General features: G+C 63.6%; 2 pseudogenes. One reads left to right on the top strand and one right to left on the bottom strand.

The features are described from left to right. Positions 1–77: 77 nt before the first annotated feature. Positions 78–458, top strand: a pseudogene (locus EOB36_RS35620) (transposase); the annotation flags it as partial. Between the two features lie 447 nt (positions 459–905). Here the strand turns inward: EOB36_RS35620 and EOB36_RS33745 are convergent. After that, positions 906–1593: pseudogene (locus EOB36_RS33745) on the bottom strand (IS630 family transposase); the annotation flags it as partial. Positions 1594–1609: the final 16 nt, after the last annotated feature.

Here is a 1609-nt window from a genome sequence, read left to right as displayed (position 1 = left end):
TTACCCCATGTGGACGCCCCTGACGGCATCGCTGTGCCAAAGTGGTGTCGTTGATCATCATTTGAACGGAGGCGTCCATGTCGGAAGTTAGCATAGTCGGATTGGATCTGGCGAAGAACGTGTTCCAAGCGCACGGGTCGGATGCGTTAGGAGCCGTGCTGTTCAGGAAGAAGCTTCGCCGCGATCACGTACTTCGGTTCCTCGCCGCTCAGCCGGCCTGCACGGTTGCCATGGAGGCATGTGCGGGCAGCCACTATTGGGCACGGGAGATTGCGAAGCTGGGACATGACGTTCGGCTGATCGCCCCTGGCTACGTCAAGCCTTTCGTCCGTCGGCAGAAGAACGATGCCGCCGACGCCGAAGCAATCTGCGAAGCAGCCCAGAGGCCCACCATGCGGTTTGTAGCGGCAAAGAGCGAGGAGCAGCAGGCTGCGGCGATTGTGTTTCGTGTTCGCGATTCGTGGTTCGCCAGCGGACCCAGACGATCAATGCGCCAGCGCCACCGTGCGCTACGCGATGCGCAAAGGCGCGGCAGCAGATCCTTGGCTCTCCCAGATGCTGAGCCGCAAACCGCCCATGCTGGTGATCATCGCCTTGGCCAACAAGACGGCGCGCATCCTGTGGGCGTTATGGCCAATGGCGGGATCTACCGGGCACCGGCTTTGGCAGGGTAGTCCGCTCCCCAGGCGGGCCGCCAAAGTGTGAGAAGGTCGAACCGAGAGTATGGCGCTACGGTCAATGAGAGGGGAAAACCAGATCATGGATACGCGCCTTGAGCGCGCCAGATTGTTTTGGACCCGCTCCGCGAACTCCCATACAGGCCCGCGGCATGTGACAGCCGCAACAGAGGCCGGACACATGTCAGCACCCGACCACGCTCCTTGCACCAGCGGGGGCGTACACATGTCCATGATGACGACGTCGCCCTGCGACAGGGTCGGAACCAGAACCTGCTCGACATAGGCTAGGAACACGTTGCCGTTCATGGCGCCGTCGTAGACGAACGGAGCGGTCATGCCCGTCAGCCGTAACGCCCCGGTGAAGGTGGTGGTCTTCCAATGGCCGTGCGGCACACCGGCCCGGCAGCGCTCACCGCGCGGCGCACGTCCCCGCAGACGGGCCATCTTGGTCGACAGCCCGGTCTCATCAATGAAGACGAGCTTCGCTGGATCGAGATCGAGCTGGCTGTCGAACCAGGCGCGACGGCGCTTCAGGATGTCGGGGCGGTCCTGCTCCAGTGCGTATGCGGACTTTTTTGAACGTCCACCCGTGGCCGCGAAGCCATGCGCTCAAGGCGCTGCGGCTGATCCGCGCCGACCGCTCGTCCCCCAGCCGCTCTACATCTCGTTCAGCGTGATGTCCTTGCGCCCACCGATCAGCCCCGACGATGAAGGCTTCGTGGGCATCAAGGCTGGACGCGCGTCGGCGGCCTTGCGGGCGCGGCATCCGCTCGCCGATCTTTGCCCGTGCGATCCACCGGATCGCCCTCGATATGCCGACGCCGAACAGTGCCGCCGCCTGCCGGGCCGACATGCCTGCGTCCGAAGCCTTCAAGACCCGGGATCGAAGATCGCCGCTCAGTGCTCTTGCCATCATCCACATGGGGTAT

Source organism: Mesorhizobium sp. M6A.T.Cr.TU.017.01.1.1, from assembly GCF_004023115.1.
GTDB classification, from domain to species: Bacteria; Pseudomonadota; Alphaproteobacteria; order Rhizobiales; family Rhizobiaceae; genus Mesorhizobium; species Mesorhizobium mediterraneum.
The sequence above is the reverse complement of the archived record's forward strand: the minus strand, read 5'-3'. Positions and strand labels throughout refer to the sequence as shown.